Source organism: Longimicrobiaceae bacterium, assembly GCA_035936415.1.
In the GTDB taxonomy this organism is placed as follows: domain Bacteria; phylum Gemmatimonadota; class Gemmatimonadetes; order Longimicrobiales; family Longimicrobiaceae; genus JAFAYN01.
Window position 1 is genome coordinate 1 of record DASYWD010000177.1, and the last position, 14,388, is coordinate 14,388.

The following is a 14,388-nucleotide window of genomic DNA, read 5'->3' on the forward strand; positions in this document are numbered from 1 at the left end:
CTGGTGCTCCTCGCCCCCACCGGAGCGCCCCGGCGGCACCGGCTGCTCCGCCAGGCCGCGGGCTTCGTGGCGGACATCCCCCTGGAGGACTGGAGGCTGGTCCCGGTGGTGGCGCAGGCGTACCTCCGCGCCGGGCCGCTCCGGGTGTGGCGCACCTGGCGCCAGGGGACCGCCCACGACCCGCTCCCGCTCGTTCCCAGCGTCCGTGCGCCCTCGCTCGTGGTGGTGGGCCGCCGCGACCCGGTGGTGGCGCGCGACTTCGCGGAGGCGCTGGCCCGGGGGCTCCCGGGCGAGGGGCGGGTCGCGTGGATCGAGGGGGCGGCGCACGCGGCGCACTTCGGGCGGCCGGATGCGTTCAACGGGGCGGTGCTGGACTTCGTGGCGGGGCTGCCGCCCGCCGACGCTCACTTCCCGGGCTGATACTCCCGCAGGCTCATCGTGAGCGAGCCGATCAGGGGCACCTTGCTGCGGATCTGCACCGGGATCCTGCGGGCGTCGTCGGAGAAGTGCACCTCGGCCTCGCCGCCCTCGCCGAAGAGCCCGTCCGTCTTGATGACGGGACGGATCACGATGGTCGGGAAGGTGCCGGCCGGCACCCGGACCGTGTCGCGCCGGACGACCTTGAGGATCACCGGGTTGCCGTCGGCCTTGAAGTACTGGTGCAGCGTGTACGTCTCGCCCACCCGCAGCGGCAGGGTGCGCGCGTAGTAGAGGAACGAGACGTCGTCCAGCGGACGGTCGGTGGGGATGCTCCCCGTCTCGCCGTTGTCCAGCCTGCGGTACTCCCGCCGCTCCGGGTAGAACTCGTACGTGCGCTTCCGCTCGAACCGGACCTCCTTCTGGTCCTGCTTGAACCGCCGCGAGAAGAGCCCCTTCACGTCGATCCAGGAGTCGAACCGGTCGTCCACCCGTGCCAGCGGGATCCCGCCGGAAAGGCGGAGCCGCGTGTGGTAGGTGGGCTGTCCGTGCACGTTCTCGATCCCCATCACGTGCATCGACCCGGTCCCGACCGCCACCGCCCCCAGCTTCACCTGGAAGACGGCCCGCTCACCCGGGCCGAAGGGGTGCGCGGGCGCCGCCTCGGCCGTGTCCTGCTGCGCGGCGGGAGCGCGGGCGTCCGCCGCCCCCGCCAGGGCGAGAACGGCCGCGAGCGCGGCGAGCGCACGGGCACGTGGAAGTCGAAACGGCATGGTACCTCTTCTCTCTTTCAGCTCGCCGGGTCCGGGGCCGGGGAGGCGCGGGGCGCCCTCCGCGACAGGTTCCAGACCTCGCCGAGCGCGTTCCAGGGACGGAAGCGGCTCTCCCGCTCCCGCCGGTCGTACCGCACCGAGACCTCGGCCCCCTCGGCACGCCGCGCGTGCGGCGCCACGGCCAGGAGGAGCTCGGCGTTGGCGGCCCACCCCTGCCGGGTGAGGAGCGGTGCTCCGCTCCGCTCCGCCAGCGCCCGCTTCAGCACGGAGACGCGGTAGGCGCGGAAGCCGGAGAGCGGGTCGCGGATCTCGCGGGGGAAGGCGGCGCGCCCCAGGAGCAGGGGGAGCCCCCTGCGCGACCAGCGGAGCGCCCGCGCGTGCTCCGGCCCCGCCGCCACGGCGGTCCCGCCGACCACGTCGGCGCCGCCCTCCATCCGCTTCACCAGCGCGGGGACGTCCTCCGGGGCCTCGGTGAAGTCGGCCTGCATGACCACCACGATGTCGCGCTTGGGGTGCGTGGAGCGCGCGACCGCCTCCCGCACCAGGCGCTCCAGCGCCGCCGCGTACCCCTGCGTGCGCTCGTTGCGCAGCAGGACGACGGGGAGGACGCGGGCGTACGGCTCCACCACCTCCGAGGTCGCGTCGGTGGAGCCGTCGTCCAGCACGAGCACCTCGTAGTCGCGCGGGAACTCCGCCATGACCCGGCGGAGCTTCCAGAGGAGCACGCCGACGGTCTGCGCCTCGTCCAGGGCGGGGATGCAGATGTAGATCAATTTCGGTCAGCCGGCTGTCGGATCGGGGCCGTCTCCAGGGGTGGCAGTACCCTGTTCGGCGGCGGGGGGTTCCGGCGGAGGCGGGGTCTTCCAGCGCCGGTGGAACCAGAAGTACTGCTCCGGCGCGGAGCGCACGTCCGCCTCCAGCGCCGCGGCGAGCCGGGCGGTGAGGCGGGCCACGTCGGCCTCCAGGTCGCCGGTGGGGTGCACGGGGACACGGACGCCGCCCACCTCGTAGCGGACCTCGTCGCCGGGGAGGCGGCGCGCCGTGCAGGCGAAGACGGGCGCGCCCAGCCGCAGCGCGAAGAGCGCGGTGCCGCGGTGGGTGGACGCGGGCCGGCCGAAGAACGGGACGAAGACGCCGGAGCGGCGCGCGTCCTGGTCCCCCACGATCCCCACGACGCCGCCCTGCCGGAGCACGCGCGGAACCTGCCGCTGGGCCTGGTGCATCTCGATGGTCTGCACCCCCAGCCGGCGGCGCAGCTCCTCCAGCCGCGCGTCCACCAGCCGGTTCCCCATCCGCTTGACGATGGCGGCGATAGGGACGCCGCGCGCGGCCACGGCGGCGGCGGCGATCTCCCAGTTCCCGAAGTGGCCGGTCGCCAGGAGCACGCCCTTCCCCTCCGCCATCGCCGCCTCGAGCTCTTCCCAGCCGCGGGTCTCGGTGCGCCGCACCACCTCCGCCGCGTCCAGCCGCGACAGGCGGAGGATCGTGGCGGCCTCCCGCCCCAGGTGGCGGTACGCGGCGGCGGCCGTGTCGCGGATCCAGTCGTCCGGAGCGTCCGGGTAGGCGAGGCGGAGGTTGGCTTCCACCACGCCGCGCCGGATCCCCAGCGGGCCGCCCGCCAGCCGCCCCGCACCCGCGGCCAGGCCCTCCGCCATCCGCTCCGGCAGCGCGGAGACCGCCCTTTCAAGCCCGCGCGCCAGGACGTACTCCACCCGGTGCGAAAGGGTGGGGCGCGGCTCCGGCTTCGCGCCCGGCTTCGGGGCGCTCACTCCTGCCCCGCCCCGGGGCCGCTCCAGCTCGCGATCATCGCGGCGCTCTCGCGGTACGCCCCGTCGCGCACCCGCTGCCACCACCCGCGGTTCTCCAGGTACCACCGGACGGTGTCCGCCAGCCCCTCCTCGAACGTCCGCGAGGGGGTCCACCCCAGCTCCTCGCGGGCGCGCGCGAAGTCGATGGCGTAGCGCCGGTCGTGCCCCGGCCGGTCGGTGACGAAGCGGATCAGCTCCTCCGGGGCGCCCACCGCGCGGGCGATCTCGCGCACCACCTCCAGGTTCCGCCGCTCGCTCGCCCCACCGAAGTTGTAGACCCGGCCCGCCGTCCCGCCCTCCAGCGCCGCCAGCACCCCCCGGCAGTGGTCCTCCACGTGGATCCAGTCGCGCACGTTGTCGCCCCGCCCGTACACCGGGAGCGGCCGCCCCTCCAGCGCGTTGACGATCATCAGCGGGACCAGCTTCTCCGGGAACTGGTACGGCCCGTAGTTGTTGGAGCAGCGCGTGACCACCAGGTCCATCCCGTGCGTGCGGTGGTAGGAGAGCGCCAGGTGGTCGGAGCCGGCCTTGCTCGCGCTGTACGGGGAGGAGGGGCGGATCGGCGTCTCCTCCGTGAAGGGCGGCTCGTCCGGCTCCAGGTCGCCGTACACCTCGTCCGTGGAGACGTGGACGAAGCGCCCCGCACCGTGCGCGCGGGCGGCGTCCAGGAGGACCTGCGTCCCCACCACGTTGGTGCGGACGAAGGGCGCCGCGCTGGCGATGGAGCGGTCCACGTGGCTCTCCGCCGCGAAGTGCGCCACCGCGTCGAAGCGCCGTTCCGCGAACAGCGCCTCCATTGCCTCCGGGTCGGCGACGTCGCCGCGGACGAAGCGATGGCGCCCCTCCGCCTCCGCCGAGGGGGCGACGTCGGCCAGGTTCTCCGGGTTGGCGGCGTAGGTGAGGAGGTCCAGGTTCCAAACCTCCCACCGCGGCCGCTCAGCCAGCAGCAGGCGCACGAAGTTGCTCCCGATGAACCCCATCCCACCGGTCACCAGGATCCTGCCCGCTCTCGTCTCGTTCACGGTCATCTCGTCGAGTACCCTGGTCCGGGCGTGTCCCGGACTCGCTCCAGCATCCAAGGGATGGCCTACCCCCGGCCCACCCCGTAGCGCTCCACTGCGCGCTCCACCCGCTCCAGCACGTCCCGCACGGCGATCCGCTCCATCCGCCCCAGCTTGGAGGCGAAGCTGGAGGGGTCCGGGGACTCGCCGGGGTCGGTGTACGTGTCCACCCAGAGGTCGTGGTAGCGGCGGTACGGCCCGGTGCGCCAGGGGCTGGTGTGGCCGTACAGCCCGATCACGGGCGTGCCCAGCGCGCGCGCCATGTGCAGGGGGCCCGTGTCGGGGGCGATCACCAGGTCGGCGCCCTCGATCATCCACGCCATGCGGCGGATGGGGTCGCCCATCGCCCAGAGCGGCGTCGCGCTGGCCTGCTCCGTGATCTCCCGGGCGATGCGCGTCTCGCGCTCGCCCGTACCGCCGACCAGCACCGTCCGGAGGCCGAAGTCGTGCTCCAGCGCATCCACCACCCGGGCCCAGCGGTCCGGCACCCAGTCCTTCCAGTGGATGGCCGACGCGGGAGGGATGACGACGAGCGGACGGTCCTGCTCCGCGAAGAAAGCGGCCTGGTCCCGCTGCTCCTCCGGCGTGAAGACGATGCGCCAGTCCGGCTCGCCGTAGGGCACCCCCAGGTACTCCGCGAACTCCCCGAACAGGTCCACCGTGTGCGCGCGCGGCCGGGGGGGGAGGCGGTGGTTCGCCGCCAGCCACACCCCGTCGAACGCCCGGTCCCTCCCGAAGCTCACCCGGCGCGGCGCCCGGGAAAGGACGGTGGCCCAGATGCTCTTGAAGTAGACGTTCAGGTTGAGCGTCAGGTCGAACCGCCGGCCGCGCATCTCCATCGCCAGCTCCCAGACCCCGCGCGCGCCCAGCTTCTTGCGGTAGACCACCACGTCGTCTACCGAGGGGTGCGGCCGGAGGATGGGCGCGGACATCGGCTCCACCACCCAGGTGACGTGGCACGACGGGTCGTGGTCCTTGAGCGCGTTGACGAGCGGCAGGCCGTTGACCACGTCGCCCAGCCCGGTGAGGAGAACGACGCAGATCCGGCCGCCCGGATGAATCAGCTCAGGCATCCCCGCCCCCTCCCGGAGCGCCGAGCACCGCCTCCCAGCGGTCGAGCATCCGCTCGAAGCCGAACCGCTCCTCCGCCCGCTCCCGGGCCGCGCTCCCCATCCCGGCCCGGCGGGCAGGGTCGGCCAGGAGCTCCCGCACCGCGGCGGCGACCTCCTCCGGCGTGAAGCCGACCACCAGGCCCGGCCGCCTCCCGTCCGGAAGGGGATCCAGCGCCTCGTCCGCGCCGCTGACCGGGGTGCTCACCACCGGGACCCCCGCCGCCAGCGCCTCCAGCATGGTGTTGCTCAGCCCCTCCGTGTCGGAGGTGACCAGCAGGAGGTCGAGCGCCTCCAGGACGTCGCCCACGTCCTCGCGGAAGCCCAGGAAGTGCACGCGCGCGCCGAGCCCCAGCTCCGCGGCGAGCGCCGCCAGGGCCTGCCGTTCGGGCCCCTCTCCCGCGACCAGGCAGTGGACGCCGGGCGGGAGCAGCGCCAGGGCGTGCAGCAGCCGGTCGAGGCGCTTCTGGCGGGCCAGGCGCGCCATGGCGCCCACCACCGGCGCATCTTCCGGGATCCCCAGCTCGCGCCGGAGCCCGCCGGGAGCACTGCGGGGGCGCGGCCAGACGCCGTTGTGGATGGTGGCCACGCGCGCCTCCGACCACCCGGGGAGCGCCAGGAAGGGAGGGCGCATCCGGGCGGCGTTCACCACCACCGCGTCCACCCACCGCCCGAACGCCAGCCGGTACTTCCAGCTGTACGGGGTGTAGTTCTCCAGCCCGATCCGCGCCACCACGCGCGGCACCCCGGCGAGGCGGGCGCCCATCCCGCCGAGCCAGACCTTCTGGAAGCTGCTGATTACGAGCGCGTCCGGTCGATCCTCCCCGAGGCGCCGGGCGAAGCGCGCCGCGTGGTGGAGCATCGCGTCGCCGCCGAGGACCAGCACCTCCGCCGGGACGCCGAGCGCACGCGCCCCCTCCGCCACGCGCGCGTCGTTGCAGAAGAGGAGCACGCGGTGCCCCCGCCGGGCGAGCCCCGCCAGGAGGAGGGAGGTGGCGCGCTCCAGGCCGCCCCAGACGTGCGCGGCGTTGTGCGCTGCGACGAACATCCCTCGCTCACCCCCTCGCCGGCACCTCAGGCGCCGAAGAACTCGCGGATGGCGCCTGCCACGTGCTCCCGCTGCGCCTCCGTGAGCTCCGGGAACACCGGGATCGAGAGCACCTCGCGGGCGGCGCGCTCGGACTCCGGGAACTCGCCCTGGCGGCAGCCCAGGTACGCGAAGCACTCCTGCAGGTGCAGCGGGACCGGGTAGTACACCGAGCTGCCCACGCCGCGCTCCCGCAGGAAGGCGGCGAGATCGTCGCGGCGCCCGTCGCCGACGCGGAGCGTGTACTGGTTGTAGATGGACTCGTTCCCCGGGAGGACCGTCGGCGTGGCGAGCCCCCCGATCCCGGCGAGCGCCTCGTCGTAGAACCGGGCGTGCTCCCGCCGCCGCTCGCTCCACCCCACCAGGTACGGGAGCTTCGCCGAGAGCACCGCCGCCTGCAGCGCGTCCAGGCGCGAGTTGTAGCCCACCTCCTCGTGGTGGTACATCTGGCGCCCGCCGTGCACGCGCAGCCTGCGAAGCCGCTCCGCCACGGCCGCGTCGCCGGTCACGGTCATCCCCGCGTCCCCGAAGGCGCCCAGGTTCTTGCTGGGGAAGAACGAGAAAGCGCAGGCGTCGCCCAGCGTCCCGGTGGTGATCCACCGCCCGTCCTCCAGCAGCCGGCGCGCCCCGATGGCCTGGGCCGCGTCCTCCAGCACCGGCACCCCGCGCCGGTCGCCCAGCGCGCGGAACGCCTCCATCTCCGCCATCTGGCCGAAGAGGTGCACCGGGACCACGGCGCGCGTCCGCTCGCCCAGGGCCGCCTCCGCCGCGGCCGGGTCCAGGTTGAAGGTCGCCGGGTCGATGTCCGCGAACACCGGCCGGGCGCCCGCGTTGTGGATCGCCCCCGCCGTGGCGAAGAAGGTGAAGGGCGTGGTCACCACCTCGTCGCCCCGCTCCACCCCCAGCGCCCGCAGCCCCAGGAGGAGCGCGTCCGTCCCGCTGGCGCACCCCACCGCGTGCTCCACCCCCAGGTGCTCCGCCACCTCCGCCTCGAAGCGGTCCACCACGGGGCCCAGGATGAACCGCTGCTCCTCGATCACCGCCTGGAGGGCCCGCTGCACCTCGTCCGCCACGGTACGGTACTGCCCGGTCAGGTCCAGCAGGGGAACTTGCATCGTCGTCATCTATGTCGCATGGAAATGAAATCTTCGGTAAGACAGCCGCGCGCCGCGGCTCAGGCGCCCTCCGCGGAGAAGGCGCCGGCCGGAAGCTCCGGCGCCTCGCCGGCCGCGAACTGCAGGTCGTGCAGCCGGCGGTAGGTCCCCCCGAGCGCGAGCAGCTCCTCGTGCGTGCCGCGCTCCACGATGCGCCCCCCCTCCATGGCCACGATGGTGTCGGCGCGGCGCACGGTGGAGAGCCGGTGGGCGATCACCAGCACGGTCCGCCCCTCCATCACCTCGTCGATGGCCTGCTGCACGAGCCGCTCGCTCCCGGTGTCCAGGGCGCTGGTCGCCTCGTCCAGGATGAGCAGCGGCGGGTTACGGAAGAGCGCCCGCGCGATGGCGATCCGCTGCCGCTGCCCCCCCGAGAGCCGGGTCCCCTTCTCCCCGAGCACCGTGTCGTACCCCTGCGGGAGCTCCGCGATGAACTCGTGCGCGTTGGCCGCGCGGGCCGCGGCCTCGATCCGCTCCTGCGGCGCGTTCTCCACGCCGTAGGCGATGTTGGCGCGCACGGTGTCGTGGAAGAGGATGGTCTCCTGCGTCACGATCCCCAGCAGCGCGCGCAGCTCCGCCACCCGGAGGTCGCGCAGGTCGACTCCGTCCAGGGTGATCCGCCCGCGCGTGGGGTCGTGGAAGCGCGGGACCAGGTCCGAGAGGGTGCTCTTCCCCGCCCCGCTCGCCCCCACCACCGCCACCACCTCTCCCGGCCGGATCTCCAGGTCGATCTCCCGCAGCACGGGAACGCCCGGCGCGTACTCGAAGTCCACCCCCTCGAAGCGGATCGCCTCGCGGAACCCGGTCACGGGGAGGGCGCCGGCGCGGTCCGTCACCTCGGGCGGGGTGTCCAGCAGCTCGAAGGCCCGCTCCGCGGCGGCGAGCCCCGGCTGCACCAGCGACGGGTACTGGGCCACCGCCTTGACCGGCGTCATGAGCCGCCCCGCGACCAGCAGCGCGGTGAGGAAGTGGTCCGGCGCCATGGACCGCTCGGCGAGCACCAGGTAGCTGCCGTACCAGACCAGCGCCAGGATCGCCGTGGCCGTGATCATCTCGGTGGCGGGCGGGAAGAACTTCCGCCAGCGGTCGTTCCGCGACAGCGCCTTGTAGTGCCGGTGGGTGAGCGCCCGGAAGCGGCGCGCCTCCCACCCCTCCGCCCCGCTCGCCTTGACCAGGCGGATCCCCGACACCGTCTCCTGGATCTGCACCGACACCTCGCCCACCGCGTCCAGGACCCGCAGGACCCCGCGCCGGAGCCGGCTGCGGAAGCGCGCCCAGAGCAGGAGCATGGGCGGGAGCGCCAGCAGCGCCACCAGGGTCAGCTTCCAGGAAAGGAGGAAGAGCGTCACCAGGAGGACCGCCGCCTGGATGACCGACGACAGGAGCTTGGTCAGGTTGTTGGTGACCAGCGACCGCATCTGGTCCACGTCGTTGGTGACGCGCGAGATGATCTGCCCGGCCTTGGTGCGCTGGAAGAAGGGGAAGCCCAGGCGCAGCAGGTGGGTGTAGATGGCGTCGCGGAGGTCCCGCGTGACCAGCGCCTCCACCAGCGTCGAGGTGTACCCCTGGACGTACAGCGCCGCGTTCTTGAGCAGCAGCACCCCGAACATGAAGAGCACCACGTCCCGGAGCGCCGCCATGGGCGAGCTCTGGCTCACCACGCCGCCGAGCGCCCACTCCATCACCCGCTGGATCGCGCCGCCCCCGTCCGCGCCGCCGAAGAGGCCCGCCGCCCCGGAGAGCGCCTCCTCCCCGCCGAAGAGCACGCGGAGGAAGGGCGCGAGGAGCGTCAGGCTGAGCGCGTCCAGCACCGCGTGCAGCGTCATCGCCGCCGCGGAAAGCGCGAACAGCCCCCAGTGGGGGCGGAGGTAGCCCAGGATCCGCAGGTACAGCTTCATCGGGGGGTCAGCAGCGCGACGGGGAGGACCATCTCCTCGGGGCTGATGCCGCCGTGCAGGAAGCTCCCGCGGTACCGCGCCTGGTACTGCCGCAGCTTGGTCGGGTAGACGAAGAAGACGTCCTCCATCGCCAGCAGGTAGTTGGTCGCCGCGCGCCCCGGCGGGAAGCGCAGCGTGCTCTCTTCGCCCGTGGAGAATGCCAGCGAGGGGTCCTCCGCCCGCAGGTCGTCGCCGAACTTGTAGCGGAGGTTCTGCGTGGTGTCGCGCTTGGCGAACACCGTCGCCGGGCGGTGGCAGTGGATGGAGCCGTGGTCCGTGGTCACCAGCACCGGCACCCCCTGCCGGAGCGCCTCGCGGATGGCGGTCAGCGCCTCGGATCGCTCGAACCACTGCCGGGTGAGCGCCCGCAGCGCCTCCTTGTCGCGCGCCACCTCCCACAGCACCGTGGACTCCGAGCGCCCGTGCGTGAGCAGGTCCACGAAGTTGAAGACCATTGCCGTCACGCCCGGCTGTGAAAGGTGCCCCGGGAGGCGGCGCAGCGCGGACTCCCCGTCGCCCGAGGCGAAGATCTTCTCGTAGTGCACCGGAAGCGAGTGGCCCAGCAGCCGCGCGACCTGCTCCTCGAACAGCTCGCGCTCGAAGGAGTTCAGGCTCCCCTCCGTGTCGCCCCCCCACCACCCCGGATGCGTCTCCGCGATCCGGTCCGGGTACCACCCGGAGAAGATGGCGTTGCGCGAGAACGGCGTCGCGGTCGGGAGGATGGAGTAGTAGAGCGCCTCCTCCACCTCCGCGTGCGGCGTCAGCAGCGGGAGGATGGCGCGCCACTGGTCCAGCCGCAGGCAGTCGATGATGACGAAGAGCGCGGTCCGCCCCTCGCCGATCAGCGGCTCCAGGAACTGCGGCACCACGTCCACGGAGAGCGGCGGGCGGTCGTCCGCGCCGTTCACCCACGCCGGGTAGCTCGCCGCGACGAACTGGCAGAACTCGCGGCGGAAGTCGTCCAGCAGCGTCTCGAGCGAGGAGAGGAGCCCCATCTCCCCCGCGCCGCGGAGGCGCAGCTCCCAGTCGACCAGCTCCGAGTAGGTCTCGCCCCACTCGCGCCAGCCGCGGGGCACCGAGCGTTGCGCGTTCAGCTCGCGGAAGCGGATGGTAAAGTCGCGCGCCACGAACTGCTGCTGCAGCGCCTGGCCCTCCAGGAGCCGCGTCACCACCGAGAGGACCTGCCGGGGCGAGGTGGGCTTCACGAGGTAGTCGGCCACCCGCCGCCCGATGGCCTCCGTCATGGTCCGGTCCTCCTCGCTCTTGGTGACCATGACCACCGGCACCCGCGCGTCCACGCGGCGGATCTCGTCGAAGACCTCCATCCCGGTGCGGCCGGGCATCTGCTCGTCCAGCAGGATCAGGTCGTACGTGGAGATGCGCATCAGCTCCAGCGCGTCGTCGCCGTTGGAGACGGCGTCCACGTGGTAGCCGCGCCCCTGCACGAAGAGCAGGTGCGGGCGCAGCAGGTCGATCTCGTCGTCCACCCAGAGGAGGCGCTTCACGGGAGCAGGCATAGGCGGTAAAGCTATCCGTGGTGCAAAGGTCGGTCAACGAGAGACGGGTGGTCTCGCGGCGGCTTCGTTCTGCCGTGGCGGGCCGCTCCGGAGCCAAGCCAAACGGCGGCTTGTCTCCTGCGCGGGCTCGGTGAGCCCCGGAAACAGCCCCGGGTCTCCCCTCGCCGGAGTGAGCCAGCCGATACTGCCGGCTGTCTCCCTCCGTACAGCATCATACGGGTACTGCTTTGAACTGCGAACGGCGCCCCGCGGGAACATCCCGGCGGAGGCGCCGTCGCGGGGCCCTCACCCGGCGGCCTGAGAGCCGCCACCCGGAGCCCTGTCGTGCTCCCCTCCCCCTTGCGGGGAGGGGCCGGGGGAGGGGGTCCCTCAGGCCGTGATCCGGCCGCCGCCCAGCACGACGTCGTCCCGGAACATCACGGCGGACTGGCCGGGCGTCACGGCGCCCTGGGCCTGGTGGAACTCCAGCGAGACCACGTCGCCTGTGCGCTCCGCGACGCGCGCGCCCACGGCCGGCGCGCGGTGGCGGATCTGCACGCGCAGCTCGTCGCCGGGGGCGGGCGGCTCCGCGAGCCAGTTCAGCTCGCCGATGCGGACGTCGGTGCGGTGCAGCTGCTCCGCCGTGCCCACCACCACCTCGCGCTTCTCCGGGCGGGTCCCGATCACGTAGAGCGGGAGGCCGCGCCCGCCGCCGAGCCCCTTCCGCTGGCCCACGGTGTAGCGCGCGTAGCCGGCGTGCTCGCCCAGCGTCTCGCCGCCCGGGGTGACCAGCTTCCCGGGGGCGAGGGCCGGGTGGTCGGCGCCCAGGCGCTGCTCCAGCACGTCCACGTAGTTGCCGGTGGGGACGAAGCAGATCTCCATGCTCTCCGGCTTCTCCGCGGTCGCCAGCTCCAGCTCGCGCGCCCGGGCCCGCACCTCCGGCTTGGTCAGCTCGCCGAGCGGGAACATCAGCTTCGGGAGGAGCTCCGGCGGGAGCGCCCAGAGGAAGTACGACTGGTCCTTCTTCTCGTCCACCCCGCGGAGGAGGACGGCGTTCCCCCGCCGGTCGGTGCCCATCCGGGCGTAGTGCCCGGTGGCGATGGCGTCGCACCCCAGCATCTCGCCGCGGCGCAGCAGGTCGCGGAACTTGGTGTTCCCGTTGCAGCGCACGCACGGGTTCGGGGTGCGCCCCGCGGCGTACTCCGCGACGAAGTCGTCGATCACGTCGCGCGTGAACTCGCGCTCCACGTCGAAGACGTAGTGCGCGATCCCCAGCCGGTCCGCGACGCGGCGGGCGTCCATGATCCCCTCCAGGCCGCAGCACGTCTTCCCCGTGCCCTCGACGTCGTCCGAGTAGCAGAAGGTCTTCATGGTGACGCCGACCACCTCGTGCCCCTCCTCCACCAGGAGCGCCGCGGCCACGGAGGAATCGACCCCGCCCGACATGGCGACCAGTACCCTGCGCTTCATGGAACTAGAGTGCGTGAGTGACTTCTTTTTCAGATCGGCGCAAAGGACCGGAGCCGCGCCACGACCACCGGGACGACCTCGAGCACGCGGTCGATCTCCTCCGCCGTGGTCTCCTTCCCCAGCGAGAACCGCAGCGAGGGTGAGGCCGCGTGCTCGTCCAGCCCCATGGCGGTGAGCACGTGCGAGGGCGCGGCGGCGCCGCTGGAGCACGCCGACCCGCCCGAGGCGGCGATCCCTTCCAGGTCCAGCGCGGGGACGAGCGCGCCGCCGTCCACCCCCTGGATGCACACGTTGAGCACCGTCGGGAGGCGCTCCGCGCCCGCGGCGTTCACCACCAGCTCCGGGATCGCCGCCCGGAGCCCCGCCTCCAGCCGGTCCCGCAGCGCGCCGAGGCGCGCCATCTCCGCCTCGCGGTCGCGCACCGCCAGCTCCGCCGCCAGGGCCATCCCCACCGCACCGGCCACGTCCTCCGTCCCGGGGCGCAGCCCGCGCTCCTGGTTCCCGCCGTACACCAGCGGGTGGAGGCGCGTCCCCCTGCGCACGAAGAGCGCGCCGACGCCCCGAGGGCCGCCCACCTTGTGCGCGCTGAGCGAGAGCAGCGCCGCGGGGACCTGGTCCATCCGCACCGGGAGCTTCCCGAAGGCCTGCACGGCGTCGGTGTGGAAGACCACCCCCGCCTCCCGGCACCGCTCCGCGATCCGGGGGACCGGCTGGACGGCGCCCACCTCGTTGTTGGCCCACATCACCGACACCACCGCCGGCTTCGGCTCCAGCAGCGCGTGGAGCTCCTCCTCGCGCACGACGCCGTTCGCGTCCACCGGGACCACGTGGAAGCTGGAGCCCGCGATGCGCGTGGTGGCCTTCGCGGCGGCGAGCACCGCCTTGTGCTCGATGGCCGAGCAGACCACCGGCTGTCTCGGGGCGAAGTGCGCCCGCCCCAGCACGGCCAGGTTGTCGGCCTCGGTCCCCCCACGGGTGAACACCACCTCCAGCGGCGCGGCCCCCAGCACCGCCGCCAGCCGGGCGCGCGCGTCCTCCAGCGCCGCGCGCGCCTCCCGCCCCCAGCGGTGCAGGCTGGACGGGTTCCCGAAGCGCTCCTCCATGTAGGGGAGCATCGCTTCGCGAACCTCTCTCCGCAGCGGGGAGGTGGCCGCGTGGTCCAGGTAGATGGGCTGCATCAGGGTCTCGCCTCGGGGAAGCCGGCAGTCTTGATAACCGCCAGCGGACAATTGGTTTCCGGGCTCCGCGCCCGGCCGGCTTTCTTGAGGGGCGCACACCCCCCTGTTACATTCGGTTGCCGGCCGCGCGAACTTCTCCGCCAGAGAGAGCAGCGATGATCCCGCCTCTCCCCGACCACCGCCCGCAGACCTTCCGCACCACCGTCCACGGCACGGTCTTCGGCGAGCGCGCCGCGCACCTGGAAGCGCTGGAGCCCGGCGACCGGCTCATCCTGATCCCGGACCCGCCGGACGAGGAGGATCCCGCGGTGTGGGTCCACCTGACGGAGGGCGACCCCATCGGCCACCTGCCCCCGGAGATCAACGCCTGGCTCGCGCCCTGGCTGCTGCGGGGCGGGGCCGCCTCCGCCGTGGCGGTGCGGGTGAAGGGGGCGGAGGTCCCCAGCTGGAAGAGGCTGCTGATCGAGGTGCGCTGCCGCGAGGCATGACCGCCTGCTCCCGGCGGGATATCCTAGGCGCCGCCCTCGCGCGGCGAAAGGATCCCGCCCGCGCCCGCCGCCGCGGCGCACCGGATCCGCCGTCCCGCAAGCCGCCCTGGGAACGTGAATTGCGAGATTGCTCCCTCCCTGTGGAAACCCCATCGAGGAGGATCACGTGGAGCCACGTTCGAACGAGCGCCATCGTCAGACGGGCGAGCCCGTCGTCCCGAGGGACGACCGGCGGCTGAGCGCCGAGGAAGCGCGGGAGCGGAGCGTCGAGAACGAGAACACCCCCGGAGCGGTACAGGTGCGGCAGAACGCGGGCCGCCGCCCGCCCTCGGAGGTGCGGGAGGACGAGGCGGAGCGCTGAGGACCACCTGGAGCGGCGGAAAGCCTGAAGCGATGGGAGCGCCGGACGG

At 73.4% G+C, this 14,388-nt stretch carries 14 protein-coding genes; 3 read left to right on the forward strand and 11 right to left on the reverse strand.

Annotation, left to right across the window (positions count from 1 at the left end; translation table 11 throughout):
• On the forward strand, nucleotides 1-420 hold a 420-nt coding region (locus VGR37_06870), incomplete at its 5' end, for an alpha/beta hydrolase (GenBank protein HEV2147106.1).
• Here VGR37_06870 and VGR37_06875 read toward each other — a convergent pair.
• The 11 genes from VGR37_06875 to VGR37_06925 all read right to left on the reverse strand — a co-directional run bounded on the left by VGR37_06875 (nucleotide 405) and on the right by VGR37_06925 (nucleotide 13,490).
• Nucleotides 405-1,190, reverse strand: a complete 786-nt coding sequence (locus VGR37_06875; GenBank protein HEV2147107.1) for a DUF3108 domain-containing protein — start codon at nucleotides 1,188-1,190, stop codon at nucleotides 405-407. The two genes, VGR37_06870 and VGR37_06875, sit on opposite strands and share 16 nt — an antisense overlap.
• Nucleotides 1,191-1,207: 17 nt before the next feature.
• Entirely contained in the window at nucleotides 1,208-1,963 is a 756-nt protein-coding gene (locus VGR37_06880; protein ID HEV2147108.1) for a glycosyltransferase family 2 protein, read from the reverse strand.
• 6 nt (nucleotides 1,964-1,969) lie between these two features.
• Nucleotides 1,970-2,959, reverse strand: a complete 990-nt coding sequence (locus VGR37_06885; GenBank protein HEV2147109.1) for a hypothetical protein — start codon at nucleotides 2,957-2,959, stop codon at nucleotides 1,970-1,972.
• A complete protein-coding gene (gene rfbB, locus VGR37_06890; GenBank protein HEV2147110.1) occupies nucleotides 2,956-4,020 on the reverse strand; it encodes a dTDP-glucose 4,6-dehydratase in 1,065 nt (354 codons plus the stop codon). The genes VGR37_06885 and rfbB overlap by 4 nt, the downstream gene beginning before the upstream one ends.
• Before the next feature lie 65 nt (nucleotides 4,021-4,085).
• The gene (locus tag VGR37_06895; GenBank protein ID HEV2147111.1) at nucleotides 4,086-5,132 is read right to left on the reverse strand and encodes a glycosyltransferase family 9 protein; all 1,047 of its coding nucleotides are present in this window, start codon (nucleotides 5,130-5,132) and stop codon (nucleotides 4,086-4,088) included.
• The gene (locus tag VGR37_06900) at nucleotides 5,125-6,216 is read right to left on the reverse strand and encodes a glycosyltransferase (protein ID HEV2147112.1); all 1,092 of its coding nucleotides are present in this window, start codon (nucleotides 6,214-6,216) and stop codon (nucleotides 5,125-5,127) included. Before VGR37_06900 ends, VGR37_06895 begins: the two co-directional genes overlap by 8 nt.
• A gap of 26 nt (nucleotides 6,217-6,242) precedes the next feature.
• Nucleotides 6,243-7,379, reverse strand: a complete 1,137-nt coding sequence (locus VGR37_06905) for a DegT/DnrJ/EryC1/StrS family aminotransferase (protein HEV2147113.1) — start codon at nucleotides 7,377-7,379, stop codon at nucleotides 6,243-6,245.
• Between the two features lie 50 nt (nucleotides 7,380-7,429).
• A complete protein-coding gene (locus VGR37_06910; protein ID HEV2147114.1) occupies nucleotides 7,430-9,307 on the reverse strand; it encodes an ABC transporter ATP-binding protein in 1,878 nt (625 codons plus the stop codon).
• A complete protein-coding gene (locus VGR37_06915; GenBank protein HEV2147115.1) occupies nucleotides 9,304-10,863 on the reverse strand; it encodes a response regulator in 1,560 nt (519 codons plus the stop codon). Before VGR37_06915 ends, VGR37_06910 begins: the two co-directional genes overlap by 4 nt.
• Nucleotides 10,864-11,232: 369 nt before the next feature.
• Nucleotides 11,233-12,312 carry a tRNA 2-thiouridine(34) synthase MnmA gene (gene mnmA, locus VGR37_06920; protein HEV2147116.1) on the reverse strand — a complete coding sequence of 360 codons (1,080 nt, stop codon included), beginning with the start codon at nucleotides 12,310-12,312 and terminating at the stop codon, nucleotides 11,233-11,235.
• A 29-nt stretch (nucleotides 12,313-12,341) separates the two neighbouring features.
• On the reverse strand, nucleotides 12,342-13,490 hold the full coding sequence (locus VGR37_06925; protein HEV2147117.1) for a cysteine desulfurase family protein: 1,149 nt from the start codon (nucleotides 13,488-13,490) through the stop codon (nucleotides 12,342-12,344).
• Between the two features lie 155 nt (nucleotides 13,491-13,645).
• On the opposite strand from VGR37_06925, the gene VGR37_06930 reads away from it, so the two are divergent.
• The gene (locus tag VGR37_06930; GenBank protein HEV2147118.1) at nucleotides 13,646-13,978 is read left to right on the forward strand and encodes an HIRAN domain-containing protein; all 333 of its coding nucleotides are present in this window, start codon (nucleotides 13,646-13,648) and stop codon (nucleotides 13,976-13,978) included.
• 166 nt (nucleotides 13,979-14,144) lie between these two features.
• Nucleotides 14,145-14,339 (forward strand): hypothetical protein, encoded by a 195-nt coding sequence (locus VGR37_06935; GenBank protein ID HEV2147119.1) that lies wholly within the window; start codon nucleotides 14,145-14,147, stop codon nucleotides 14,337-14,339.
• The last annotated feature ends 49 nt before the right edge of the window (nucleotides 14,340-14,388 follow it).

Coding starts and splice junctions, on each gene's coding strand:
- VGR37_06895 (HEV2147111.1), bottom strand. CDS start 5,132: ATGCCTGAGCTGATTCATCCGGGCGGCCGGATCTGCGTCGTTCTCCTC.
- VGR37_06875 (HEV2147107.1), bottom strand. CDS start 1,190: ATGCCGTTTCGACTTCCACGTGCCCGTGCGCTCGCCGCGCTCGCGGCC.
- VGR37_06910 (HEV2147114.1), bottom strand. CDS start 9,307: ATGAAGCTGTACCTGCGGATCCTGGGCTACCTCCGCCCCCACTGGGGG.
- VGR37_06930 (HEV2147118.1), top strand. CDS start 13,646: ATGATCCCGCCTCTCCCCGACCACCGCCCGCAGACCTTCCGCACCACC.
- VGR37_06905 (HEV2147113.1), bottom strand. CDS start 7,379: ATGACGACGATGCAAGTTCCCCTGCTGGACCTGACCGGGCAGTACCGT.
- VGR37_06900 (HEV2147112.1), bottom strand. CDS start 6,216: ATGTTCGTCGCAGCGCACAACGCCGCGCACGTCTGGGGCGGCCTGGAG.
- VGR37_06925 (HEV2147117.1), bottom strand. CDS start 13,490: ATGCAGCCCATCTACCTGGACCACGCGGCCACCTCCCCGCTGCGGAGA.
- mnmA (HEV2147116.1), bottom strand. CDS start 12,312: ATGAAGCGCAGGGTACTGGTCGCCATGTCGGGCGGGGTCGATTCCTCC.
- VGR37_06915 (HEV2147115.1), bottom strand. CDS start 10,863: ATGCCTGCTCCCGTGAAGCGCCTCCTCTGGGTGGACGACGAGATCGAC.